This is a genomic window from Paenibacillus oceani (assembly GCF_014705615.1).
GTDB classification, from domain to species: Bacteria; Bacillota; Bacilli; order Paenibacillales; family NBRC-103111; genus Paenibacillus_AB; species Paenibacillus_AB oceani.
Genome location: NZ_JACXJA010000005.1, coordinates 13875 through 39579, shown reverse-complemented (window position 1 = coordinate 39579; position 25705 = coordinate 13875). Strand labels below are relative to the sequence as shown.

Below are 25705 nucleotides of genomic sequence, written 5' to 3'. Positions count from 1 at the left end.
TATTCGATGTCGAGCGGGCTTCCTGATCGGCTTCGTGATCAAAAGTGGACTATTTGAACAACCTCTATAGGAACATAAGCAAGCGAGGAACGAGAATGGACAAAATATGCTTAGGGTTTCACGGATTTACAGGCGGGCCGTTCGAGCTGGAGCCGCTTGCCCTGCATCTGAGGTCGGCCGGATATACGTGCGTGCTGCCCACCTTGCCGGGTCACGACGATCCGGATCAGCTTCGGCGGATTAGCTGGATCGACTGGATCGAAGCCGCAGAAAAAGAAGCGGGGATCATTGCCGGACAGCACGGGGAATTCGATCTGATCGGATTTTCGATGGGCGGCATCCTCGCCGCCCACATCGCGAACCGGTATCCGGTCCGCAGACTTGTCCTGCTTAACGCAGCGGCTATCTATGTAAGTCCGCGGCGATTTCTGCAGGAGGTGGCGGGTGCGTTCCGGGATCAGGAGTGGCGGCGGCTCGTCAAGATCAAGCAAACGCCGCTGAATGCGACGCTGCAATTTATGCGGGTGGTCCGTTCGGCCAAGCCGATGTGGGCAGGCATCCAGGTGCCGACGCTGATCGCCCAGAGCGGAAAAGATCCGGTCATTCATCCGCATAGCGCGCTCGTGCTTGCCGACAAAATTCCCGGGCCGAAGCAGGTCCGGATCTTTCCCGAATCCAAGCATTTGATCTGTCTCGACCAAGAAGCGGAAAGTCTGTTTAACACCGTGGAGCATTTTTTGTCCGAATGAAGGAGCGCCATCACGGGTGATGGCGCTCTCTGCTTGTATCCGAGTAGGCCGACTCACACGGGCGGCGATGTATCAGGGGGGAAGTGTATGAACCGGCTTACTGGCGCGGTTCCCTACAGCGGGGAAAAGCGCAAACGCAAACGTTACCGGCTATTCCGAACGATCGTATTGGCGCTGATCGCCATAGGAATCCTATGGGTCGTGTATGTGCAGTGGCTGATCCATAACGTTCAAAACCGCGCTCCTGTCCAGACGGCGGATGTGGCGATCGTGCTTGGAGCCGCTCTGTGGAACGACCGGCCGAGCCCGGCGCTGCGCGAACGTCTGGATCAGGCTTACCGCTTGTACGAAACGAAGCAGGTGAGCCGGATCATCGTCTCAGGCGGTCTGGGTGCGAACGGGTCTACGATTACCGAAGCGGAAGGGATGCGGCGGTATTTGACTGAACGCGGCGTGCCGCCGGAAGCGGTATACGAGGAAGGGGAATCGACCAGCACTTACGAGAACCTCCGGTTCAGTAAGCGAATTATGGAACGGGAAGGCTGGAGCGTTCCGGTGATCGTCACTCATGAATACCATGGCGCACGGGCGATGGATATCGCCCGCTACGTCGGAATTCGGGAGGCATCAGTTTCGCTGACGAAGTCCAACGTCATGTGGATGCCCTGGCACAAAGCGAGGGAGACGCTAGCTTACACGAAATGGATCGCGGACAAATGGCTGATGCGGCCGGTGGACTGATTCAGGCGGTATAGCGGAGCTTTAATTCATTTTTGGAGATCGCGACGATTTTCGGTTCCAGCAGCGCCGTTTTTTCTTTTAGACGATCCTTGCCGTTCGGATGCACTACATAGAGCAGGAGCCGCAAATACGTACGGGTAACCCGGGCGAACAGTCCGTTCGGCAGATCGATGACGGTGAATCCGAGCTGTCTGGACCCTCTGTGGATCATGGTGATGGCGTACAGCCCTTTGACGTCCCGGTACAACGGATCGGTTAGCATGAGCTTTCCGATCTCCGGCATGAGCAGCCTCGTCTGCCGGATCAACTGGGTGGCCAACTGGACCGGGCTGCGCGAATGAAGACCGAGCTGGTACAGCGTGTAATTATCGAGATGCAGCTCAGCGACCCGGTCCCCTTTTCGAATCTGTTCCCCGTCAGGAAGCGCGATCGCCTGCCTGCCCTGGTATTCGCGGATGCGAATTTTGAGCAGAGGGTTCATCGAATCGATCGGTTTGACACGAAACAGTTTGACGAAGCACCATTCCCATCCCATCCAGATCGAGACCAGCACCCGCTTGAAAATCCCCAATCTGTACTCTGCCGATTCCTCAAGAAGTTCGTCCACACGCACGGGAATCAGTCCTTTCTGCAGCATTCCGGCGATCACTTCGTCCAGCGCTGTCAGCATATGGGCCGGGGCGTCAGGATCAGCTCCGAACGTCTGCCCGCTGTCATGCAAGAGGATGACCGATCCTTCGCGAATTCGGGTTTCCAGTCTGGACTTCAGCTTCTTGCGGGCGATCCGGCTCCGCCAGTCTTTGGGCATAACCGACCATAAGACGATGTTATAAGATTTCAGGGTAAATAAGTCGAAGACGTTCAATATGCCCCACGGCGGCCGGTAATAAACGGGTTTGGAGCCCGTAATCGAAGAAACGATATCGGCCGACCGTTCCACCTGATGCCGCCGTACCGACCAGGGGCTCATCAGCCAATTGGACTTGTGGCTGTAGTTGTGTATGCCGATCTGGTGGCCTTCCCTATGGATGCGCCCGATCAGATCGGGGTGCCGCTCCGCCTTGGCGCCAAGGACGAAAAACGTCGCTTTCACGTCGTGTTTTTTTAGAAGATCCAGGAGAAGAGGCGTGTATTTCGGGTCGGGACCGTCGTCGAAGGTCAGCGCGATCCGGTTGCCGGCCGATCCCTTGCGGAATACGCCGATCGAGAATATTCGCGTCACCACCCAAGGAACGAGCGTGTATACGACAACAAGCAGAGTGAAAGACAATAAGAGACGTTCCTTCATGGAAATCCTCCTCGCTATTCAATCCGTCAAACCAAACTTCCCAATCCGGTGCCAAACTGCAGTTCAACGGGAATGGATGACCTGCCGCGCCTTGCAAGCAGCGCTTTTACGTGAAGTCTACCATACCCGAATCGCGAGGCCAAGTGAAAAAATACCGAAAAAACTACTCTTTATTGTATGCAGTTGACACGTTTGGATGTAAAAGAAATTTTGGATGGGGACACGCACTTCGATCATAGGACAACTTCTAATCCTGTACATTATAGGCAGGGGTAATTCCGGCCGTTACAAGCTGGTTTTCCCGACACGGGCGAATCGATCCAAGCCTGCACCACCGAAGGAAAGAGGTGAATCCGATGAGCAGTCGAGTCGTGAGCGGTGCCGCCAAATCGTCCAGACAAATCAATGTCGTGCTCCGAACGCCGGAACCTGCGGCCGTCCATGAGCAGGAGCAGCCGGCCGGCGGGAAGCCGGTGCCTTCACAAGGGCCGTTCGCGGAGATGCTGAAGGAACTGGACCAGTTGGTAGGTTTGGACAACGTAAAGGAACTGGTGTTCGAAATTTATGCGTTGCTGCAAATCGGGCAATACCGGGCGGAAGCGGGACTTGCTGCCAGCCAGCAGGTGTACCATATGATATTCAAAGGAAATCCGGGAACAGGCAAGACGACAGTCGCACGAATTGTCGCCAAGCTGTTCCAGTCGATGGGACTGCTGCAGAAAGGCCATCTGATCGAAGTCGAGCGGGCCGATCTGGTCGGCGAATACATCGGACACACGGCGCTTAAGACGCGCGATTTGGTCAAGAAGGCGATGGGCGGCATTTTGTTTATTGACGAAGCGTACAGTCTGGCGCGGGGCGGCGAGAAAGATTTCGGCAAAGAAGCGATCGATACGCTGGTCAAAGCGATGGAGGACCACAAGAACCAGTTTGTGCTCATTTTGGCCGGTTATTCGGAAGAGATGGATTTTTTTCTCGCCCAAAATCCGGGATTGCCTTCGAGGTTCCCAATCGCGATCGATTTCCCCGATTATTCTATCGACCAATTGGTGCAAATTGCCGAGCTAATGGGGAAGGAACGGGAGTATACGCTTATTCCGGCAAGCATCATGAAGCTGAGGCAGATGCTGATCGCCGAGAAAAACAACTGCTTGTCTGCCTTCAGCAACGCCCGTTACGTGCGCAATGTGATGGAGAAGTCGATGCGTCATCAAGCGGTCCGGCTGCTCGGCCAGTATCAAAATAGTTCGCCGGGGCGTCAGGAACTGATGACGATTAAACCCGAGGATATGCGGACTGAGCCGCGTGCGGGACTTGGACTGTAAAACCCGGCGCGTACGCGACGGCAAGCTGAAGGAAATGTGTAGAAGGAGCCGCAGGCTGCGGCTTTTTTCGGTTTGAAGCTACGCTGCCGGTGAAGTTCCGCTATAATGGAGGGATAGGAGTCCATATCCTTATAGAGCTAAATAGCGGATGGAGGCATACTGAACGATGATTCGAGCCATTGTGTTTGATTTTGACGGACTTATTCTCGACACGGAAACCAATGAATTCAGGGCATATCAGGACGTGTACCGGCAGCATGGGGCGGAGCTCCCGCTGGAGGTATGGTCCAGCGTCATCGGAACGGACATGACGGACGTATTCGATCCGTACAAATTTTTGGAAGACCAGACCGGGAAGCCGGTTGACCGCGACGCGTTCAGCCGGATGCGCAGAGAGCTGTTTCTGCAGCGGATGGAGACGGAGCAGCTTCGGCCTGGCGTCATATCGGTGCTGGATCAGGCTGCACAGCTCGGGCTATCGGTCGGGCTGGCCTCCAGCTCGAGCCGGAGCTGGGTGACCGGGTACTTGACGAAGTTCGGGTTGCTGGACCGTTTCTCGTGCATTCGAACCAAGGACGACGTGTTGAAAGTGAAGCCGGACCCGGAGCTGTATGTACAGGCCGTCGGTTGCCTCGGAGTCCAGCCCGGGGAAGCGATCGCGTTCGAGGATTCGGCTAACGGCGCACTAGCTGCCCACCGGGCGGGACTGCACTGCGTAATCGTGCCGAATCCGGTCACGGAGGCGCTGCTGTTCGGCGAGCACCGGAAACGTCTGACGACGATGGAGGGGCTTGATCTGGCGGAGTTGATCTCCGAGCTGCCAGCGGTCTAGCGAATGCGGCGGTTCGGCCTTTGTTCCGGTAGAACCGGCGGCTCGCATGCCGGGCCGAAACGAGAGATTTGCGACACTTTTCACCCTGAATCGACAGGCACTTGTACCGCTTACTTTCTAGTTTCAAAAAAAGGTAAGGTATGGTATATTAAATTTCGAGTACAACCAACGTCACATTCGTTATCATATCAATGGCAAACTTGCCGAAAGGCAGGGACACAAAGCTTCAGGTCTAACGCTCCACGCTCGATGAGCCATGACAGCTGGGCTGCCGACAACGTTCGCTTCAGCGATAAGTATTGCTGTGATCGGCCGTCCCTGTTCAGGGGCGGCTTTATATATGGCGGGCTTCTCCGCAGCAGTTCGTTTGCAGGATTCGAATATGCAGTTGAAAGGGAAGAACCCTATGCAGCGTATGGATTTAATACGGGCGTGCCTCCAATCCGTGTACCGAAGCGAGAAGTGGTTGTTCGTCGCGCTCGCACTGGTCGTCGGCGTCTGCGCGATTCTGTTTAGTAAGGCGGATGCCGCAAGCGTGGCGGCCTCGTGTACATTTGCCGGCTTTCTGCTCGCCTCCGTCATTTTTCGGGGGAAGCCGCCCGTTTTTTATGTGCTGACGGGGCTTGCTTTATTCGTTTACGCTGCAGCCTTGCAGCTTGACGTATGGTATGCCGAATTGTTCATCGCTTACCCGCTGTTGCTTATGTACGCTCTCCTAATGCCCAATCCCCTGTATATGCTAGTGGCCGCGCTTGCGGTTGGCCTCCATCTGTATACCGTCACCGACGACTCGGAACCATTCGCGCGGATCGCCCACCTGGTTTTTTTCTCGTTTATTGCTCTGGCCAATATTCTCCTCGCCTCTTATATTAAACATCTGGAGCAGGAGCGAAACGAATACCGCCACCTGAGTGGAATCGACTCGCTGACCGGCCTTGCTTCGCTGCAACAGACGCTGCAATTTGGTCAAAGACTGCTGGACGACGGCAGGACGGTCCGGGTGCTGCTGATCGATCTGAATTTTTTCAAGCAAATCAACGACACCTACGGCCACATGATCGGAAACCGCGTCATTATGCTTGTCGCCGACTACCTGCGGGAGATGATTCGTGATGTAAACGGTATCGCCGGGAGGCTGGGCGGGGACGAGTTTGTCGTCATCGTCGAGAATGCCCCCCGGTTTGAGAATATGCGGCAAAAGCTGCTGGACGAGCTGAACGGCAAGTCGTTTATCCCCGACGACGGGCTGCCTCCGGTATCGTTGTCCTTTTCGGTCGGCGTAGCGGTATCGTCAACCGAAGAGACGGTACATATCGAGGAACTGCTGCACGGTGCCGATCTGAATATGTATGAATACAAGCTGCAGCATAAGCTGCCGGCGTATCTCGGCAAAACGGCCGACCTGATCGAGCATAATCCGGCGCCGATCTGTACGTTCGACCGTAAAGGCAAGCTGCTGGCGATTAATCCCGCCGTCTCCGGGCTGCTCGGATATTCTGCCCAGGAGTTAACCAGACGCCAGTTCGTCGCGCTCATTCATCCTCAAGACCGATTGAAAGCGTTGACATCTTTTCAGGAAGCGATGGAAGGCAACTCCGTGCATCTGGAGCTGAGGCTCATACATAAAGAAGGCTATACGGTCGAAGTGGACGTGACGAACATACCGATTATCGCCGATCTTCAAATCGTCGGCATATACGGAGTGGCCAAAGACGTTACGGACCGAAAAAAATCCGAAGAGCTGCTGCGCAACTCCGACCGTCTCGCGGTGATGGGGCAATTGGCCGCAGGTTTGGCGCACGAGATTCGCAACCCTCTTACTGCGCTGAAAGGGTTTATTCAGCTGCTGCAATCGTCCCCGAAGGAGAACAAGTCGTATTATCCGATCATGTTGACGGAGCTCGACCGGATCAATTTGATTCTTAATGAATTTTTGCTGCTGTCCAAGCCGCGTCCGACGCTTTTTGGGGATACTGATATTCGGGTAGTCATTCGTCATGTGGTGACGCTGCTCGATACGCAAGCGATCCTCAGCAAGGTGCGGATCGTCATCGTGGAGAAGGAGGATCTCCCAGTCATCCGCTGCGATGAGAACCAGATGAAGCAAGTGTTCGTCAATGTGCTGAAAAATGCGATCGAAGCGATGCCGGACGGCGGCGAAGTGACCGTTACGACGTTATTGTCAGAGCAGGACGTTGTCGTACGCGTGCAGGACGAAGGCGACGGCATATCGGATGAGCTGATCTCGCGGATTGGACAACCCTTTTTCACGACCAAAGATAAAGGAACGGGGCTTGGCCTGATGGTGTGCAATAACATTATGGAGAACCACGGTGGAAGGTTGACGATCCGAAGCGTTCCGGGCAAAGGGACTACGGTGGAAGTCGAGCTCCCGATCCGGGAAGGTGCGGCGCAAGAAGACCGGCTGGTCCGAGTATAGCCTTTCATTTTCCTATATGAAAGGTACTGGAGAAGTATGGTACAATAATGCAATTGAGGGTTTGCGAAGGAGTGTTGGCATGAAACCACCGGTTCACGAAGTAGCCGGTCAAGCTTTGGATAAAGCGATCGTAGTCAGTCTGGTGCTGAAGGGGGACCGGTTATCCGACGACAGAGTCCAGCATTCGCTGGATGAGCTCATCCGTTTGGCCGACAGCGCCGGAGTCGAAGTGCTTCATTCGGTCGTACAGTCGAAGGACTCGATCGATTCGAAATGGTTTATCGGCAAAGGGAAAGCGGAGGAAGTGCGCGATCTTGCCGTGCAGCTTGGAGCCAATACGGCGATTTTCGACCAGGAGCTGTCCGGGGCGCAGGTCCGCAATCTCGAGCACGCGCTGGACCTGAAGATCATCGATCGCACTCAGCTGATTCTCGATATATTCGCACAGCGGGCCAAAACCCGCGAAGGCTTCCTCCAAGTGGAGCTGGCGCAGCTCAGCTACTTGCTGCCCCGGCTGTCCGGACACGGAGTGAATTTGTCGCGTCTTGGCGGAGGCATCGGCACGCGAGGTCCCGGGGAAACGAAGCTGGAGATGGACCGGCGGCATATTCGCAACCGGATCAGCGAGCTGCGTCATTCGCTCCAGGAAGTGAAACGGCATCGGGAACTGCACCGCGAGCGGAGGAAAAAAACCGGCGTGTACCAGGTGGCACTGGTCGGATATACGAACGCGGGCAAATCGACGCTGCTGAACCGGATGACGTCAGCGGACGTATACGCCGAGAATCAGCTGTTCGCCACGCTGGACCCCACGTCCAGAGCGCTGCGGCTGCCCAGCGGGCAGGAAGTCGTGCTTACCGATACGGTAGGCTTTATCCAAAACCTCCCGCATGACCTGGTCGCTGCGTTCCGTGCGACACTGGAGGAAGTGAACGAAGCCGATCTGATCCTGCACGTGGTCGATAGCGCAAGCGAGATGAGAGAAAGGCAGATGGCCGTTGTCGACGATGTGCTGCTCGAGCTTGGAGCCCAGGGGAAACCGCGCATTACCGTGTTTAACAAAATCGATAAGGCGGCGGATGGAAGCGGCGCGTTGCTAAGCGCAGACGGCGATTCGTTGAAGGTGTCCGCGTTCTCGGAGACGGATCTGGAGCTGCTGAAGCTCTCGATTCAAGAGAAGCTGATGGGCGGGACGAAGCGGTTTCTGATTCCCGCCGCCCGGGGCGACCTGATCTCGCTCGTCTACAGACTAGGCGATGTGCTGGAGCAGGAAATCGAAGGGGATGACATCCGCTTTGACGTGCGTGTGAAACAAACCGAATTCGAGAAACAAGGATATATGCTTCAGGCCTTTATAGCGCAGGAAGCGATACAGCTAGAGGGAGAGAGTTACTGAACATGAACGTACCTGACAAAATCGGCGCGCTGATGGAGGAAGCCGAAGCGCTTGCGGAGCCGAAGCTGAAACAGATCGACAAGCGGGTCGACCACAACCAGTGGAAAGTGATCCGCGCTTTCCAGAAGCATAAAGTAAGCGATTATCATTTCGCCGGCTCGACCGGTTACGGCTATAACGACCGGGGGCGCGAAGTGCTGGATCTCGTATACGCCGAAGTGTTCGGAGCGGAGGCGGGCCTTGTCCGGCCGCACTTCGTTTCCGGCACGCATACGATCGGCACGGCGCTGTTCGGCCTGCTGCGTCCCGGCGACTTGCTGCTGTATATGACCGGCAAGCCGTACGATACGCTGCATAAAGTGATCGGCAAGCCGGGAGACGGGACCGGATCGCTGCAAGACTGGGGAGTGCGCTATGATGAAGTGGCGTTGTCCCCGGACGGGATGCCGGACTGGAACCGGCTCGCGGACAAGCTGAGGACGGCCCCGCCCAAGGTGGTCGGTATCCAGCGTTCACGGGGGTACGACTGGCGACCGTCCTATACGGTCGCCCAAATCGCCGAGATGGTGAGGTTCGTCAAAGAGCTTGTTCCTTCTGCGATCATATTCGTCGACAACTGCTACGGAGAATTTACGGAGGAAGCCGAACCGACCGAAGTCGGGGTCGATCTGATGGCCGGCTCGCTGATCAAAAATCCGGGCGGGGGAATCGCTCCGACCGGCGGATATATTGTCGGCAAAAAGGAGCTAGTGGAGCTGGCGGCGTACCGGCTCACAGCTCCTGGGATCGGCGGCGAGGTCGGAGCGATGCTCGGGGTGACGAGAGACTTTTTCCAAGGCCTATTCCTCGCGCCGCATCTTGTCGGACAAGCTCTCAAGGGGAGCGCATTCGCATCCGCGATGTTCGAGCGGCTCGGCTTCGATACCCATCCGCGCTGGAACGATGAGCGTACCGATCTCATTCAGGCGATCCGGTTCACGTCCGCGGATCATCTGATCGCATTCGTTCAAGGCATTCAGAAATCGGCGGCGGTCGACTCCCATGTCGTCCCCGAAGCTTGGGAGATGCCCGGCTATGAACACCCCGTCATTATGGCGGCGGGAACGTTCATCCAGGGAGGCAGTCTGGAGTTGTCCGCAGACGCGCCGATCCGTTCGCCGTACATTGCGTACATGCAGGGCGGACTTACTTATGCCCATGTCAAGTGGGGCGTCGTGATGGCCCTTTCCAATATGATAAATAAAGGATTGTTGTAATTAAACCTTACACGCATTGACATGTTTATGTTCGATATGTACAATGAACTTATATCCTTTACATGTCGGAGTGGTATACAATGAGCGACGAAATTCGCCGCAACATGGCTTTATTCGCAATCGGAAGCGTCATGAAACTGACCGATTTGACTGCGCGCCAAATACGCTACTACGAGCAGCACGAGCTGATCGTTCCGGCTAGGACGGACGGGAATCAACGTTTATTTTCATTTAACGACGTTGAACGTCTGCTCCAGATTAAGGCGCTGATCGAGAAGGGCGTCAACATCGCGGGCATTAAGCAGGTGCTTAATCCGGTGAATAAGGACTCCGAAGAGGCGACGGTCATCACGGACGAGACGCAGGTAAAACGCAAGGAGCTGTCCGATTCCCAACTGCACAAAATGTTGAAACAGGATCTGCTGACAGGCAACCGCCGCGGCAAGGTTTCCCTTATCCAAGGGGAGCTGTCCCGTTTTTTTACTAAATAAAGGAGGAATTATTCCGTGTCTCAGCCGCATTATACGAAGGAAGATATTTTACGCATTGCCAAAGAAGAAAACGTCCGCTTTATCCGTCTTCAGTTCACCGACTTGCTCGGCACGATCAAAAACGTCGAGATTCCGCGCAGTCAATTGGAGAAGGCGCTCGACAATAAAATGATGTTCGACGGTTCCTCGATCGAAGGGTATGTGCGGATCGAAGAATCCGATATGTATTTGTATCCGGATTTGAATACGTGGGTTATTTTCCCTTGGGTCACGGAAGATCGCGTTGCCCGTCTCATCTGCGACGTGTACTTGCCTGACGGACGTCCGTTCCCGGGCGATCCGCGCGGCATTCTGAAGCGTGCGCTGGAAGAGGCTTCCGAGATGGGGTACACGGCGATGAACGTCGGGCCTGAGCCGGAGTTTTTCCTGTTCAAGACCGATGAAAAAGGCAATCCGACGATGGAGCTGAACGATCAGGGCGGTTACTTCGATCTGGCGCCTACCGACCTTGGCGAGAACTGCCGCCGCGAGATCGTTCTGACGCTGGAGGAAATGGGCTTCGAGATCGAAGCATCGCACCATGAAGTGGCGCCGGGTCAGCACGAGATCGACTTTAAATATGCCGACGCGGTTAAAGCGGCCGACCAGATCCAGACGTTCAAGCTCGTCGTCAAGACGATCGCCCGCCAGCACGGACTGCATGCTACCTTTATGCCGAAGCCTCTGTTCGGGGTGAACGGTTCCGGTATGCATTGCCACCAATCGTTGTTCCAAGGCAGCGAGAACGCGTTCTACGACGAGAGCGACAAGCTCGGCCTCAGCACCACGGCTCGTCACTACATGGCCGGCGTGCTGAAGCATGCCCGCGCCTTCGCGGCGATCACGAACCCGACGGTCAACTCGTACAAGCGGCTCGTACCGGGCTACGAAGCGCCTTGTTACGTCGCATGGTCGGCGAGCAACCGCAGCCCGATGATCCGGATTCCGGCTTCCCGCGGACTGAGTACACGGGTAGAGGTGCGCAACCCGGACCCTGCGGCGAATCCATACCTGGCTTTGGCCGTTATGTTGAAAGCAGGTCTTGACGGAGTGAAGAACAAAACTCCGCTGCCGGCTCCGACCGACCGCAACATTTATGTCATGTCCGAAGAAGAGCGCGAAGAACAAGGAATTCCAAGCTTGCCGTCCGACTTGCACGAAGCGATCGTCGAGCTGATGAATAACGAAGTGATCCGCGAAGCTTTGGGCGAGCATGCGCTCACTCACTTTATCGAGCTGAAAGAAATCGAGTGGGATATGTATCGGACCCAGATTCATTCCTGGGAACGCGATCAGTATATGACGTTGTATTAATCGTAAAATCCCCGCATGGCGTAATGGCCGGCGGGGATTTTTTGGGTTGCGGCGTCGGATCGGCAGCACGTGTTAAACTGGTGTCATGCGTCACGCGGAATTCAGGAGCAGCGGAACCGGAAGATGTCCAGGATGATGCCGATCGGAATACGGATCGTAATAAACACCCGGTTTACACCGCTATAGATGCGCAAGCGGATCGAGTTGGCCCCGACGCTTACCAGACAACCGGTGAACGTATTAAATAAGGTCCGCACGACAACAACTCTTCCTACCAGACGCAGGGCGTTTCTTCTAATCCTTCTCTGCGTGGCGGGAGACACGCGTCTGCCCGAATTTATTTGTATCTCCTTAGACATGTCATCTCTCTCCTATCGGTCAATTCGCGGCAATCGTAACCCGCAACGACAGTTTACGAAGAGAAGCACCGGGGGGACACGGCGGTTGCCCGGCTCGCCAGGGGATCAGGCTCGAAGTAACCGGGGAGCGGATCGGATATATTGTAAAAGTGTTCAGGAATACAGTACACAACCCGATGATCCCATGTTACGATGAACTCTGACGCAACATCCCGCCCGAGAAATCGGAGCTCCTGTGAATGGAGGTAAACGAACGAATGAGTTGGACCGATTCATCAGGAATTAGTACAGAACCGGGGACTGGCGCGGCTTCTGCCGGTAGTGAAGCGATACGTCCGGGAGGCGGATTGGCGCCCATGAGCTCCGTGCCCGTTTCTGCAGCCGGCTTGGATGATTCGAACGCGGATATCAGGGTGACCAAAAGCGGGGAGTTTTTTCATATCTCAAGCCGCTTTGACGATGCACATACGATTACGATCGAGACGTCGCGGAGCGGTTCCCGAAATGGCAGCTTTAACTTTATCCGGACTCGAATCGGGCCTGAGATCATCCATGCCAACCATGACGATATTACGCCTGTTCGTACATTCAATACGGTAGGGGCGAACCACGGGTATACGTGTGTAGTGAAGGTGTCCATGGCCGGACACGACAAAACGGCGGACGATCTGGGATCGCAATGGACGGATGGTAAGACAACCTACACGCTGCTGGACGTAAACGGCGATCATCTTACATGGGGGTGCCCGTATACGGTGACGAACGGGATCGTATCCGCTTTGCTTGCCCAACCCGGGCAAGATCTCACTCCTGTAAGCGGTGCCGTCCATACACAGCCGGTGAACGTCAGCGTCCTTGTACCGGGGGCTCAGCTCTATCCGTCCATCAACAACATAAAGGTGCAATATTTGCTGGACGGCAAGGAAATTACGGAGGACGGGATGTTCTCGGGTACAGTTCTGAAGGTGCACGAATCTTATAACATCATGGACTATAGGGCGATCATAGATTTCGCGCAATCCCATCCGGGAGTGAGTTATGTGAACGATTCGGTAGCGGGGGCTGTTCGGCTCTCGATCGTGTATACGTTCAGGAAGGGCGGCCGCTGTCATATCTCCCATAATTTCAAGGCTTTGCAGAAGCTGCAAGTCATGGACTGCGGCTTTCTGCAGTCGATGCCGATGAGTCTGTCCGGTCATACGCTCAGCCGTTATATGCCGGATGTGAAGATCAAAAGCGGGCAGGATTTTCAAAATATAGTGGATATGACCGGTTACAGTATGAATCTCGTATATGGCCCATCCGATTATGCTGACCCGGCCAAGCCTCCCAACCGATATGTCGACTGGCTGCGGGACGGCAGCGGGTTGGGGAAGGTCGGTTTTACAATGGGATATATCGTCGACAAAACGAACAGCAAAAACGCCGATCGGGCGGCTCAAACATCGAGAGGCTGGGATATGCGCAGCACGAGGAAAAGCTATCCGATCGCGATGAGCGGACTGATCTTAAATGCCGGGGACTACAAAACGTTCATGGGATACCGGAACTACTTGTCGCCGGTTGAGGCGGGGCAAGCCACCAATCTAAGCGTAGTTCAAGACGAGAAAGATACATATGTGTACATCGATTACCACGTCCCCGTTACCGGAGCGAATCTCAAGCTCCCCGAACATATAGGGAAAACCGTATCTGTGATCGATCACGTAAACTTTACGCTTCATAACGATATAGTAGACAGCGACGGTATTACCTTCAGTATTGCTGCCGGCCATGGCTATGCGATCTTGAAAGTACACTGATCCCCGCTACCCCGAGCGAGCCGGTCGGGGGGGATCTGGCTGCGGCCGGACAGCGCATGTATCACGAATACAAGGTGCGTAAGACAGCTGTAAGTGCGATTAGACAGCCAGAGCCCTGACCGGATATCCGGCAGGGCTCTCTTGGCGTACGGATTATGGCTCGTCCCGTAAGAGGGGCGAGCCAACAAAAGACTAGTGAATGTCGCGGAACAATCCGATTACTTTCCCCAGGATCGTTACGTTGCGGAGACGAATCGGGTCCATAGACGGATTCTCCGGCTGGAGCCGAATATGGTCGCGCTCCTTGTAGAACGTCTTGACGGTCGCTTCGTCATCTTCGGTCATGGCGACGACGATATCGCCGTTGTTCGCGGTCGGCTGCTGCTTAACGATAACGTAGTCGTTATGGTGAATGCCGGCTTCGATCATACTTTCTCCGACGACGCGAAGCATGAATACGCTGTGGTCGCCGACGAAATGACTCGGAAGCGGGAAATACTCTTCGATATTCTCGGTTGCCGTAATCGGCATACCTGCCGTTACTTTGCCGACTACTGGTACACGCGCAATCGAGAAGGAAAATACGGAGGCGGATTCGTCATGGGCGCTGAGCACCTCGATCGCTCTAGGCTTGGTCGGGTCTCTGCGAATGTAACCTTTCTTCTCGAGCCGGTCCAAATGACCGTGTACGGTAGAGCTGGACGCAAGCCCGACGGCTTCGCCGATTTCCCTTACGGAAGGCGGGTAGCCTTTATCGCGTACTTCGTTCTTGATAAATTCCAGTATCGCTTGTTGGCGATTGGAAACCTTGCTCACGATCATCACTCCCATTACGGACATTTTATATGGGTAAATTATACCACAGAACTCGAGTTCGTACAAACATAAGTTCGAGTATAGGTCTTGAACAATTCAACCATCCGGTAACATGTCGTTCTGATGTATATAAAGTATTCGTTCGTAGTGTACATGTTATCGTTGACTCCTATATTGGGCCATTTTATAATGAGATCAAGAAAAATATAACAATTATAGCAACTTGTAATGTATATTTCTGTAATTGTTATATACATCAGGGTCGATCGCCGAAGGAGAGGATGTGTTCCGGATGGGATAAGACGGATGTAAGGGAGATATACGGTGTAGCAAAGGAGGACCGGTGATTGAAGAAAAAACCGACGCATGAGCAATTTCAGAAACAGCTGGACTATATGGTACAGACGCTGCGAGCAGACATTCTGGAAGGGAAGTATGCAACCGGCGACTACTTGCCTTCAGAGCTTGAGCAGGCGAAGATGTTCAGATTAAGCAACAAGTCGGTTCGCAAAGGGCTGGACATACTGAATGCGGAAGGCTGGATCGAGAAGATCCCGCGGGTTGGCAGCCGGGTGCTGGCGAAGCGGGAGACGGTTCGTCTGACCGTCGGGATTAACCGTACGGATGAGGTCAATATGAAATTATCCGGACTCGCCGAGCTTTTTTGTAAGCGCTATCCTTGGATCGAGCTTGAGTTTGTGCCGTTTGTATCGGATCTTGGCGGACCGGGCGACCAGCGGAAGCTGGCGGAATTCGATGCGATCGTCATCAACCACCTTCAATTTCAGCGGATGAAAGAGAGCGGTCATCTTCACCTGTTCGCCCCTTTGCCGGAGAAGCGGGAGATCTACCCGTTCCTTTCGGGATTGTTCAAGGACGGCGGGATGCAATATGTGTACCCGATCATCTTTTCCCCGATCGTGCTTTGTTACAATAAGCGGCATTTCCGCGAACGGGGCTTGGCCGAGCCGGACGGCAGTTGGACCTGGTCCGACCTGGTCCGCAACGCCATCGAGCTTACGAACGGGAACGGGAGATTCGGATTCGCCTTTTATTTGCTGAATGAAAACCGCTGGCCGCTCTTCTGGCTCCAGGCGGGGGAAGATCTCCGGCAAGAAGGCCGCAGCCCGGAATCGCTCCGGCACTCCCGTCTGATGGACGCGGTGAGACTGTGCAAAAGTATTATCAGCAACCGCGATTTTTTCCCGATGTTCTTATCGGAGAACAACCGGGAGATCAATGCGATGTTTCAGGAAGGCCGGCTGTCGATGGTTATCAACAGCTATATGGGAATGAACGATTGGCAGGAGTCTCCCGGTCTGGAATACGACGTGTCTCCGCTTCCTTACATGAACGAGCCGATCACTTTGATGATCTCTCAAGGCGTGGGAGTGCTCAAGCAAACTGGGCATCCGGAGGAAGCGATGCTGCTTGCCGACTTCCTCACGTCGCTGCCGGGCCAGCAATATATTGGCAGCCATACGCTCAGCATCCCGAGCCACTGGGGAGCGGATTCGTCCCCGAATAAGAAGGCGTTTGCAGTGCCCGGCCGATATTCGATGTACCGGGAAATGATGTTTTCGTACCGGACGCACGCCTCGCTCGGCATCCCGGCACTGTCGTATTCGCATATTTTCAAGCATGTGCGGGCTTATTGGGCCGATCTGATCGACGAGCGCGAGCTGTGCGAGCGTATGGCCGAAGCGTTATCGGAGAGGGAAGAGCATGTTCCCGGGTAAAAGGGATGGGATGATGGAGCTTCGATGCTGCCGTGCCGATCAGGCGGCATAACCGGGTTGGCGGGCGAACCGGTACATGGGGGAACGGGACCAGCAGCGGCGATCGTCCTGCTCGCGGTAACCGGGAACGAACAGCTCGGGGCCAGGCAGCCCGTCGGAGCTGGATAACGATCGATTCGAGGAGGGAACAGGGATGGAAGATCGGAACGGAGAACATGCGCGGCCACCTAAACGGATCTCTAGAAGGAGCTTGCTTGCGGCCCTTGGAGGAGCCGGAGTTGCGGTAGCGGGACAGTCGTTCATCAAGGAGGGAGTTATGGGCGATTCGGTGAATTTGGCCACATACGGGTTCGGTCCGGATATGGGGAATTTTCCGTTTGCGATGTTCCGCTTCCGTTATGTGGAGAACATAGCCAAGATGAAAAGCGAGACGATGCTCAGGGAAGGGATGATCGTCCGGACTGCCGGGTATTACGAGCCGGGGGACGGCGGCGGCGCGGACTACATCGTCAAGCCGGGCACCTTGCCGGAGGACTTGGGCAGTGTCGTGAATCTGAGCGGAGGGCTGCAGGCGATCCTGCTTGCGGAGGACAGCGTGAACTACAAGCAGTTCGGCGCGGTCGGGGACGGAGTTAATGACGACGGGGTTCAGATCAAGCGGACGCATGCATATGCGAACGCCCGTGATTTGCCCGTACAGAATCTGACAGGCGAGTACTGGATCAAAGCGACAAACGATATTATCGTTCAGACGAATGTAAACTGGGGTCACACGAAGTTTCATATCGACGAAGGGTTGAACTCCAAATCAAATCCCCGGTTCCGGGTGACGAGCCGCAAAAACACGGTGAATATCCAGTTCGACGCGGCGGCGAAAGCTTCATTTCTGGACAAAATGAAGCCTGGCACGACATTTGTCCCGGAGCTGGCTCCCTTTAAGAACTGTCTTGTGTTCATTACCGACAGCAACGACAAAATCGGTGTGAGACAAGGATACAATCACAATGGCTGGAACAAAGAAGAGTTCTTCTATGTCGAGGAGCACGGGCGGCTGATCGGGGACATTGCCTGGACCTTCAACAATTATACGAGCCTGGTCGCATACCCGTGCGACGATAACTACCTGATCCTCGACGGAGGCACCTTTTACATGTCGGGCAACAGTCCCGGGGCGGGCGGAGCTTATTTGCACAACGGAATTCTGGTCCGGCGCAGCCGTACGATCATCCGCAACCAGTGGGTCGGGCTGGAGGAGGGGGCGAGCGATACGTCGCTTGATCCGCGAATCGGATTTTATTATTTCAACTATGTGTTCGACGTTACGCTGGAGAACGTGAGACTCATTCCGTGGGAGCAGGACAGAGAAGGGACGGATCGCGACGTGCCCGCCGGCACGTACGGGATCGGCGGAGCGAGGGTGCTGAACGCGACGTTCCGCAACGTCACGTCCGAAGGCGGGATGGTCCATTGGGGTGTCTTCGGCACGAACCTGTTCAAAAATTTCAGCATCGAAGGCTGCCGCCTGAACCGGGTCGACGTCCATTTCCACTGCTGGAACTTGTACGTGAAAGACTCGGAGATCGGGTATCGCGGCTTTACGCTGACCGGCGGCGGAGATTTATTTATCGAGAATACGAAACGGTTCGGCAGCCGGTTCATCGATTTTCGCGTCGATTACGGCGCCAAGTGGGACGGCAGCATCCGGCTCACCAAGTGCAGACTGATCGTCACGAACGGACCGGCGGAAGCAGTCGCGCTTCATTGCGTTCCGGCCAATTTCGATTATAAATATCCGATCGGATACGGCCGCTCGATTAAGATCGAAGACTTCGTGTTCGACTATACTGGCATTCCGAATCCGACCGGCATATGCCGGATTATGAAAATTGCCGCTTTCTCCAAAATATCGTCCACCTCCCAAAGGCTGTTTTTCCCGCAATCGATCGAGTTCAGAGACGTGACCGTCGTCGGCCGGGAGAAGGGCGTACGCATGCTGGAGATTCCGAATCCGCTCAGCTTTCATCTGGGCAAGCCGGGCGGATACGACGCAAGCCGTGTCGCCCCGAACTGCCACATGTTGTTTGTTAATATTCAGTCGGAGAAAGTTCCGGCTCAAACCTCGCAGTCGACGACCCATGTCAACTTTTTGTTAAACGCTCTCGCGACCGCCGCCTATGAAGACTCGTACGCGCTGTATCCGAAGCTCGAATTTGTAAACTGCGGAGATTTCTTCGGCCACTTTAAAGGAAGCGTCGCCGACGTGTCCTTCAGAGGGTGCACCGTCAATTGTCTGGATGCTTATGAAGGCGGCCGCATGCGGGGACGGATCGTGTTCGACAGCTGCCATCTGAAGGCCGACGCGGTCGACGACGGTAAACTGCTGTACTCGACGGCGGTTGAACACGGCGTATCCTTTCTCCATTGTACGATTCACGCTCCCGTTCTGGACGGAACGAGCCGACCGGACCTGGTGGCGCGGTACGATTTTATCGATGTGAACCATAAGCTGCTGCACAACCATCTGAATACGGCGCTGTCGAAAGAAATCATCGATTATTACGCAGGAATCGGAACACCGGTCGCACCCGAATTTTATGCGATGCTGAAAAGCCATCATGTCACGGAAAGCACGCTGATGGCAAGACGCAGAGGACCGACGGCGGGCCGTCCGGCTCCGGCCGCTTTCCAGAACGAGCCCGGCTTCGCCTATTTCGACGAAAGCTTGAACCGGATCGTCGTCTGGGACGGAACGCGCTGGATCAAGGCGGATAAAGAGAAGCGGACGCTCCATTATTATATGGGTCAGCTGGCGACAGCGAGCCCGGGCGCTGCCTTCCAGAGAGAGGGGGGACATCCTTCCCAGACGTACGTTATGCCCGGCGACGGCAAGCTGCTAAGATACATCGTCTTGTTTCATTCGTCCAGTGCGGCCGGTTCGTTCGTATTTGAAGTATGGAAAAACGGAGCGCTCTGGATCGGCGGTCTGACCAGCCCTTCTCCGGCGCAGAAGCCGGGCGCGGTCCTGTTCGCTCCGGATGCGGCGTTCGAGGAAGGAGATCTTATCGGAATCCGCCTGAACGGAGTCTCGACGGGATTGCCGGCGGACGCGTATGCGACCATCGATCTGTTCGCGGAATACGAGGAATAGGGGAACAAAGTGCGAACATGAACTGCGAACACTTGTTCGAAATTCTTGTTGACACGAATGTGTGTTCGTGTTAATTTAAGAACAGAACAAATGTTTGGGGGTCATTTCGATGATGTCGTCTACCACTTTCCACCGTACTGTGCTGCACCAAGGTTCTTATAAATCGATCTGGGCAAATCCGGACAGCGATGCGAACAAGAAGAAAGCATCCTCCGGCACCCGGTTGCGCATGGCTGCCGCCGCGCTTGTTATGCTTGCTTGCTTCGGTCTCGGAGCGTTATTTCTGGAATGGCCGGGGAACAATGAAGTGCAGGCTGCCGCCATTCAGATTAAGGAAGAAGTCACCGTCGTACCGGGAGACACCTTGTGGTCGATCGCCGGTCAGCACGTCCGGCAAGGAGAAGACATCCGCGATTACATACGGAAAGTGAAGACGGCGAATGGGATGACCTCATCGACGCTGATTCCAGGCCAAGTTCTTCAATTGCCGCAGTAACGATGCCGGGCTTTGTTCTGTTCGTATACTATGCGTTATTGCTGTCCGGCCGGTATTCTGGCTCAACGACTGATTTACGCTTCATGCTTCTCCCCTAATATCCAATCGATCTATTACGCCCGGAGCTGCATGCTCCGGGTTATTTGCCGTTTCGTCCCGGTTTTCTTGACAACCGTATCCTGCGCATGTCAAAGTAAGAGATAACCGACACGAGGAGGACGAACACGCGTATGGTAACCGAACAAATGATCGCCCGCATTAATGAACTGGCGAAAAAGGCGAACACCGTCGGACTGACCGAAAACGAAGTCCAGGAACGCGCCGAGCTGCGCAAGCGTTATATCGAAGCGTTTAAGACGTCGCTTCGGGCGCAGCTCGATTCGATTGAATTCGTTGATGGGGATCAACCGAACGAAACCGATAAAAAGCGTCATTAGAACGGAGGATTCAGTCATGTCCCGTAAGTGGGAGCGGATGGTAGAGAAAAACAGCAAACAGCTGAATCAGCGGCGGAAGAAGACGGGCGCTCAGCCTATCTCGGCTGCGGCGGATCAGGAGCAGATGGACGTGTTCAAAGGAAGAAGCTGGTTTTTGCCGGCGCTTCTCGTCGCCTGCTCCTTGTTCTTCGCCGTAGTTTCCTCCACGTTGGCCGAGACGCAATCGTTTTATTGGATAACGGTACTCGGGTATTTGGTGCTGGGCGTTATGTACTTTTTGCGCAGACCTTATGTGAAGGTAGGCAGAAACAAACTGTCCACACGCCGGCTCGGCATCGAGAAGTTTTTCGGAGCGGACGAGATCGAGCAGATCTCCGTTCAGCGCGGCAGCATCGCAATTCAGATGAAAGGCAAGAAAACCAGATGGGTGCTGTCCAAGTTCCAAAGTTTGTACGACATACCGGCGCTGTCGGCCCGGCTTAAAAAGTTTGCGGAGACTAACGGCATATCCTATAAAGAAGAATCGGCTTAAGCGATATACAGGGGAGAGAGCACACGTGGGGATCAAAGCGGTATTGTTTGATTTGGACGACACATTATTGTGGGACGACCGGAGCGTCAAGGAAGCGTTCCAGGCGACGTGCGAGGCGGCGGCCAACGTACACCCGGTAGATCCGGCCCGTCTGGTGGAAGAGGTCCGGAAGTGCGCTCGCGCTTTATACGAATCGTACGAAACGTTTCCGTTCACGAAACGAATCGGGATCAACCCGTTTGAAGGGTTATGGGCCAACTTCACGGAAGGCGAACAAGAACAATTCCGCAAGCTGGAGCAGCTCGCTCCGGGATACCGGGCGGCCGCCTGGACGGGCGGTCTGAAGTCGCTCGGAATCGACGACCCGGAATTCGGCTGCAAGCTCGGGGACAAGTTCGCCGAGGAGAGAAGAGCGCGGCCGATCGTATACGAAGAGACGTTCGCCTATCTCGATGAGCTGAAAGGCAAGTACAAGCTGCTGCTGCTCACGAACGGTTCTCCCGACCTGCAGAAGGAGAAGCTCGCCGGGGTGCCGGAGCTCGCCGGCTATTTCGATCATATCGTCATTTCCGGGGCGTTCGGCGAAGGCAAGCCGGCCGCTTCGATCTTCCATCATGCGATGGAACGGCTGGGGATTCGTCCGGAAGAAGGCATCATGGTCGGCGACAAGCTGACTACGGATATTTTGGGAGCGAACGGGGTCGGCATGAAGTCGGTCTGGATCAACCGCCATCATATGGAGCGTAACGACGACATTATTCCTGCTTACGAGATCGACAGCCTGTACGGCATCCGCAACGTACTGGAGGAACTGCGCGGCTGATCCTTCGCCGGCATAAACATAAGCGCAATAGACAGGCCCGTTGCTTTCTCGCAAGAGAGCGGCGGGTTCCTTTGTGATAGGATGGGCCATAAAGAACGGCGGATTTCGTACATTTCGGATAAGCACTTTAATTCCGATAAGAAACCTATGGATATATCTCTTCCGAAAACGTGCGGCATCTGGTAGACTATCAGGTATGTACGGTACAGATAAGGAGTGGGCGTATGCACAAACAAGCTTTGGCGGAACGGCTCAAGCATAAAATATTAATACTGGACGGCGCGATGGGGACGATGCTGCAGCAGGAAAACTTGACCGCTGCCGATTTCGGCGGGGAAGAGCTGGAAGGCTGCAACGAGATATTGTCGGTTACACGTCCGGATGTTATCTCCAAAATTCACGAAGCGTATCTGGAAGCGGGCGCGGACATTTTGGAAACGAACACGTTCGGCACGACGAGCGTCGTACTGGCCGAATACGACATTCCCGAGCGTTCGCGCGAGCTCAATCTCGCGGCTGCTAAGCTGGCGGTAGAAGCGGCCCATAAATATTCGACGCCGGAGTGGCCGCGGTATGTGGCGGGTGCGATGGGTCCGACGACGAAGACGTTGTCCGTTACCGGCGGCGTTACGTTCGAAGGTTTGATAGAAAGCTATTACGAGCAGGCGGTTGCGCTTATTGAAGCGGGTGTGGACGCCCTGCTGCTGGAGACGTCGCAGGATACGCTGAACGTAAAGGCGGGCAGCATCGGGATTCGCCAAGCGTTCGAAACGACAGGCATCGAGCTGCCGATTATGATCTCCGGTACGATCGAGCCGATGGGAACGACGCTGGCCGGTCAAAATATCGAGTCGTTTTACATCTCTCTCGAACACCTGAATCCGGTGTCGGTCGGACTGAACTGCGCCACGGGACCGGAATTTATGAAGGACCATATCCGTACGCTGTCGGGGATTGCGGGCACGGCGGTAAGCTGTTACCCGAACGCCGGCTTGCCGGACGAGAACGGGCATTACCATGAGTCGCCGGCTTCGCTGGCGAAGAAGCTCGGCGATTTTGCGGAGCAGGGCTGGATCAATATCGCCGGCGGCTGCTGCGGAACGACGCCGGACCATATCCGGGCGATCGCCGAGACGATGAGCGCCATCCAACCGCGCACCACGTACGGCAATCATCCGGCGGCTGTCTCCGGCATCGAGACGGTATACCTGGAGGACGAAAATCGGCCGATCATGGTCGGGGAGCGCACGAATATTTCGGGATCGCGGAAGTTCAAACGTTTAATAAAAGAAGGCAAGTTCGAGGAAGGCTCCGAAATCGCTCGCGCCCAGGTGAAAAACGGGGCGCACGTCATCGACATCAACTTGCAGGATACGGATATCGACGAAGCGTATGCGATGGAGAACTTCCTGCAGTTCGTCGTGAAGAAAGTGAAAGCTCCGCTTATGATCGACTCGACTTACGATCACATCATCGAACTGGGTCTCAAGTATTCGCAAGGTAAGGCAATCATCAATTCGATTAACCTGGAGGATGGGGAGTCGAAGTTCCAGAGCATCGTTCCGCTCATTCATAAGTACGGGGCTGCCGTCGTTATGATCCTGATCGACGAACGCGGTCAGGCCGTAACCCGGCAGGCCAAGCTGGAAGTGGCGGACCGCGCTTTCGATCTGTTGACGAACCGTTACGGGCTGAAGCCTCACGATATTATTTTCGACCCGAACATGTTTCCGGTCGGTTCCGGGGACCCGCAGTATATCGGTTCTGCCGTGGAGACGATTGAAGGCATCAAGCTGATCAAGGAGAAGTATCCTGAATGTAAGACGATTCTCGGATTGAGCAATATTTCGTTCGGTCTTCCGGATGCGGGACGCGAAGTGCTTAATGCCGTTTATTTGTACCATTGTACGAAGGCCGGTCTCGACTATGCGATCGTCAACACCGAGAAGCTCGAGAGATACGCTTCGATTCCTGAGGAAGAGCGGCGCCTGGCGGAAAATCTGATCTACAATACGACTGATGAGACGCTGGCGGAGTTTGTCGCGCATTTCCGGGAGAAAAAGGTGGAGAAAAGCGAAAAAATCTCCAACCTGTCGCTGGAAGAACGTCTCGGCTCTTACGTGGTGGAAGGAACGAAGGAAGGTCTGATCCCCGATCTGGAGGAAGCGCTGAAGAAGTATGCGCCGCTTGAGATCATTAACGGACCGCTGATGAAAGGGATGGAAGAGGTTGGCCGTTTGTTCAACAACAACGAGCTGATCGTCGCGGAAGTGCTGCAGAGCGCCGAGGTGATGAAAGCGTCCGTCGCTTACCTGGAACAATTCATGGAGCGTTCCGAGAGCGCGGTGAAAGGAAAGATTTTGCTCGCCACGGTCAAGGGCGACGTGCACGACATCGGCAAAAACCTCGTCGAGATTATCCTCTCGAACAACGGCTACCAAATCATCAACCTCGGGATCAAGGTACCGCCCGAGCAGTTGATCGAAGCGTACCGGAGAGAGAAGCCGGACGCGATCGGACTGTCGGGGCTGCTCGTCAAATCGGCGCAGCAGATGGTCGTTACGGCTCAGGACCTTCGCGCGGCGGGCATCGAGGTGCCGATTCTGGTCGGAGGAGCGGCGCTGACCCGCAAGTTCACGAAGACGCGGATCGCACCGGAGTACGACGGCGTGGTGCTGTACGCGAAGGACGCGATGGACGGTCTCGATATCGCCAACAAGCTGAGCGATACCGAGCAGCGCCAGAAGCTGATTCAGGAGCTGCGGGACAGCATGGATTCGGTCGTGATGGAGTCGGGGAAAGCGGCTGAAGACGTCAAGCTGACTCGCGCTGCGAAATCGTCCGTGTCGCAGGATGTGCCGGTATACATTCCGCCGGATCTGGACCGGCACGTACTGAGGGATTATCCGATCGACTATATTTACCCGTATGTGAATATGCAGACATTGCTCGGCCACCATCTGGGGCTGCGCGGCAAGGTGGAGAAGCTGCTGGAGGAGAAAAATCCGAAAGCGGTGCAGCTGAAGGCGACGGTCGACGAACTGTTCGCGGAAGCGAAGGCGGACGGCCTCATTACGGCGAACGGGATGTACCGGTTTTTCCCGGCCCAGTCGGAGGGCAACGATATTCTGATCTACGATCCGGCGGATACGAGCGTCGTGCTGCACCGCTTCTCGTTCCCGCGTCAAGAGGTGGAGCCGTACTTGTGTCTGGCGGACTTCCTGAAGCCGGTCTCGAGCGGCACGATGGACTACGTCGGCTTCCTCGTCGTTACAGCGGGCCAAGGCATTCGGGCGAGAGCGGAAGAGATGAAGGAGAAGGGCGACTATTTGCGCTCGCATGCGCTGCAGTCGTTTGCGATCGAGCTGGCGGAAGGCTTCGCCGAGCGTCTGCACCATATGATGCGCGATATGTGGGGCTATCCGGATTCGCCGGAGCTGACGATGCAGCAGCGGTGGGGAGCGAGATACCAGGGAATCCGCGTGTCGTTCGGTTATCCGGCATGTCCAAATCTGGAAGATCAGGAGCCGCTGTTCCGTCTGATGAATCCGGCGGATATCGGCGTGGAATTAACCGAAGGCTGCATGATGGAGCCGGAGGCGTCCGTTTCCGCAATGGTGTTCGCTCATCCGGAGGCGCGTTACTTTAACGTAGATAAGGCTTAAGCCGCATCCGTCGGGAA

The 25705-nt window shown here is 55.2% G+C and carries 21 protein-coding genes and 1 riboswitch; of the genes, 18 read left to right on the top strand and 3 right to left on the bottom strand.

The window, feature by feature from the left end; all coding sequences use genetic code 11:
• The first annotated feature begins 95 nt into the window (after positions 1-95).
• Together IDH45_RS03775 and IDH45_RS03770 are read left to right on the top strand one after the other, a co-directional pair.
• Positions 96-749, top strand: coding sequence for an alpha/beta hydrolase (locus tag IDH45_RS03775; RefSeq protein ID WP_190924847.1), 654 nt, complete (start codon positions 96-98; stop codon positions 747-749).
• A gap of 87 nt (positions 750-836) precedes the next feature.
• Entirely contained in the window at positions 837-1490 is a 654-nt protein-coding gene (locus tag IDH45_RS03770; RefSeq protein ID WP_190924845.1) for a YdcF family protein, read from the top strand.
• Position 1491: 1 nt separating this feature from the next.
• Here the strand turns inward: IDH45_RS03770 and IDH45_RS03765 are convergent, their stop codons facing one another.
• Positions 1492-2778, bottom strand: coding sequence for a polysaccharide deacetylase family protein (locus IDH45_RS03765; RefSeq protein ID WP_190924843.1), 1287 nt, complete (start codon positions 2776-2778; stop codon positions 1492-1494).
• Positions 2779-3134: 356 nt separating this feature from the next.
• On the opposite strand from IDH45_RS03765, the gene IDH45_RS03760 reads away from it, so the two are divergent.
• The 7 genes from IDH45_RS03760 to glnA all read left to right on the top strand — a co-directional run bounded on the left by IDH45_RS03760 (position 3135) and on the right by glnA (position 11871).
• Positions 3135-4103: an AAA family ATPase gene (locus IDH45_RS03760; protein WP_190924841.1), complete on the top strand. Its 969-nt coding sequence runs from the start codon at positions 3135-3137 to the stop codon at positions 4101-4103.
• 166 nt (positions 4104-4269) lie between these two features.
• Positions 4270-4935 (top strand): HAD family hydrolase, encoded by a 666-nt coding sequence (locus tag IDH45_RS03755; protein ID WP_190924839.1) that lies wholly within the window; start codon positions 4270-4272, stop codon positions 4933-4935.
• Positions 4936-5118: 183 nt separating this feature from the next.
• Positions 5119-5211, top strand: a riboswitch (cyclic di-GMP riboswitch).
• A gap of 130 nt (positions 5212-5341) precedes the next feature.
• Positions 5342-7375: a diguanylate cyclase domain-containing protein gene (locus tag IDH45_RS03750; RefSeq protein ID WP_190924837.1), complete on the top strand. Its 2034-nt coding sequence runs from the start codon at positions 5342-5344 to the stop codon at positions 7373-7375.
• 79 nt (positions 7376-7454) lie between these two features.
• Positions 7455-8771 carry a GTPase HflX gene (hflX, locus tag IDH45_RS03745; RefSeq protein ID WP_190924836.1) on the top strand — a complete coding sequence of 439 codons (1317 nt, stop codon included), beginning with the start codon at positions 7455-7457 and terminating at the stop codon, positions 8769-8771.
• 2 nt (positions 8772-8773) lie between these two features.
• Positions 8774-10027 carry a methionine gamma-lyase family protein gene (locus IDH45_RS03740; RefSeq protein WP_190924834.1) on the top strand — a complete coding sequence of 418 codons (1254 nt, stop codon included), beginning with the start codon at positions 8774-8776 and terminating at the stop codon, positions 10025-10027.
• A gap of 80 nt (positions 10028-10107) precedes the next feature.
• Positions 10108-10518, top strand: a complete 411-nt coding sequence (locus tag IDH45_RS03735) for a MerR family transcriptional regulator (protein WP_190924832.1) — start codon at positions 10108-10110, stop codon at positions 10516-10518.
• Between the two features lie 15 nt (positions 10519-10533).
• Positions 10534-11871 (top strand): type I glutamate--ammonia ligase, encoded by a 1338-nt coding sequence (gene glnA, locus IDH45_RS03730; protein ID WP_190924831.1) that lies wholly within the window; start codon positions 10534-10536, stop codon positions 11869-11871.
• Positions 11872-11972: 101 nt separating this feature from the next.
• On the opposite strand, the gene IDH45_RS03725 is transcribed toward glnA, so the two are convergent.
• On the bottom strand, positions 11973-12230 hold the full coding sequence (locus IDH45_RS03725) for a hypothetical protein (RefSeq protein ID WP_190924829.1): 258 nt from the start codon (positions 12228-12230) through the stop codon (positions 11973-11975).
• A gap of 356 nt (positions 12231-12586) precedes the next feature.
• On the opposite strand from IDH45_RS03725, the gene IDH45_RS03720 reads away from it, so the two are divergent.
• Positions 12587-14032, top strand: coding sequence for a hypothetical protein (locus IDH45_RS03720; protein ID WP_190924827.1), 1446 nt, complete (start codon positions 12587-12589; stop codon positions 14030-14032).
• 192 nt (positions 14033-14224) lie between these two features.
• Here the strand turns inward: IDH45_RS03720 and lexA are convergent, their stop codons facing one another.
• Positions 14225-14848 carry a transcriptional repressor LexA gene (lexA, locus tag IDH45_RS03715; RefSeq protein WP_190924826.1) on the bottom strand — a complete coding sequence of 208 codons (624 nt, stop codon included), beginning with the start codon at positions 14846-14848 and terminating at the stop codon, positions 14225-14227.
• Between the two features lie 347 nt (positions 14849-15195).
• Here lexA and IDH45_RS03710 point away from each other — a divergent pair, with 347 nt between their 5' ends.
• From IDH45_RS03710 to metH, 8 genes are all read left to right on the top strand, one after another.
• Positions 15196-16587 carry an extracellular solute-binding protein gene (locus IDH45_RS03710; RefSeq protein WP_190924824.1) on the top strand — a complete coding sequence of 464 codons (1392 nt, stop codon included), beginning with the start codon at positions 15196-15198 and terminating at the stop codon, positions 16585-16587.
• A 24-nt stretch (positions 16588-16611) separates the two neighbouring features.
• On the top strand, positions 16612-16755 hold the full coding sequence (locus IDH45_RS03705) for a hypothetical protein (protein ID WP_190924822.1): 144 nt from the start codon (positions 16612-16614) through the stop codon (positions 16753-16755).
• A 25-nt stretch (positions 16756-16780) separates the two neighbouring features.
• A complete protein-coding gene (locus IDH45_RS03700; RefSeq protein ID WP_190924820.1) occupies positions 16781-19735 on the top strand; it encodes a hypothetical protein in 2955 nt (984 codons plus the stop codon).
• Positions 19736-19844: 109 nt separating this feature from the next.
• Positions 19845-20231, top strand: coding sequence for a LysM peptidoglycan-binding domain-containing protein (locus IDH45_RS03695; RefSeq protein ID WP_190924818.1), 387 nt, complete (start codon positions 19845-19847; stop codon positions 20229-20231).
• A 230-nt stretch (positions 20232-20461) separates the two neighbouring features.
• Positions 20462-20668: a DUF896 domain-containing protein gene (locus tag IDH45_RS03690; RefSeq protein WP_190924816.1), complete on the top strand. Its 207-nt coding sequence runs from the start codon at positions 20462-20464 to the stop codon at positions 20666-20668.
• A gap of 16 nt (positions 20669-20684) precedes the next feature.
• Positions 20685-21200: a hypothetical protein gene (locus IDH45_RS03685; RefSeq protein WP_190924814.1), complete on the top strand. Its 516-nt coding sequence runs from the start codon at positions 20685-20687 to the stop codon at positions 21198-21200.
• Between the two features lie 25 nt (positions 21201-21225).
• Positions 21226-22023, top strand: coding sequence for an HAD family hydrolase (locus IDH45_RS03680; RefSeq protein WP_190924812.1), 798 nt, complete (start codon positions 21226-21228; stop codon positions 22021-22023).
• A 224-nt stretch (positions 22024-22247) separates the two neighbouring features.
• Positions 22248-25688: a methionine synthase gene (gene metH, locus IDH45_RS03675; protein ID WP_190924810.1), complete on the top strand. Its 3441-nt coding sequence runs from the start codon at positions 22248-22250 to the stop codon at positions 25686-25688.
• Positions 25689-25705: the final 17 nt, after the last annotated feature.